Genomic DNA, 605 nt, shown 5'->3' on the forward strand with positions numbered 1-605 from the left:
TAAATAATACAAATCACTCAGTTCTTCTTTTTCGGTATACCAGTGAACCACGGCAATTTTTTGTCCGGTATAGCGTTTCCCAGGTCTTTTTCGATAGGAAAGCTCTTCTGCGGCTTCAAACACTTTTTTCTTTGTTTCATCCGCAACAGACAAACTGGCGTCATAATTAAGTACCCGCGATACAGTGGCAGGCGATACACCGGCTTTGTTTGCGATGTCTTTGATTGTTGCCATTTGATCTGGCCTCCCTTCCAATTCAGCGACTTTTATATAAAGTATAAAGCAATTCAGGATTTTCAACCATCTTTTACGCAGCGAAAGCCCATATTGCCTGTCGAACTATCCGGTGTATTGGAGCTTCGGGCAGCCACCCTGTACCTGTTGCAGTACGAACGATGGCATAGATAGGAGCCGCCGCGAATGATCCGGCTGTCTCCGCTATCAGGTCCTTTCGGGTTGTCCTTTCCGCCCCGTGCATGAATCCCCCTGCTGAACCAATCGGAGCACCACTCCCACACGTTTCCGGACATATTATATAAACGGAATCCGTTGGCTGGAAAAGACTTAGCTGGTGCTGTTCCAAGATACCCATCCTCGCCATCATT

General features: G+C 47.1%; 2 protein-coding genes. Both read right to left on the bottom strand.

What is annotated here, in order from left to right; translation table 11 throughout:
- A partial coding sequence (locus AC3G7N_RS21725; RefSeq protein ID WP_489424206.1) for a LacI family DNA-binding transcriptional regulator occupies nucleotides 1–234 on the bottom strand: 234 nt, incomplete at its 3' end.
- A 62-nt stretch (nucleotides 235–296) separates the two neighbouring features.
- Nucleotides 297–605 (bottom strand): formylglycine-generating enzyme family protein (locus AC3G7N_RS21730; RefSeq protein WP_489424207.1); only part of this gene is annotated, 309 nt, incomplete at its 5' end.

The sequence above is a fragment of the Virgibacillus carmonensis genome (assembly GCF_057836705.1).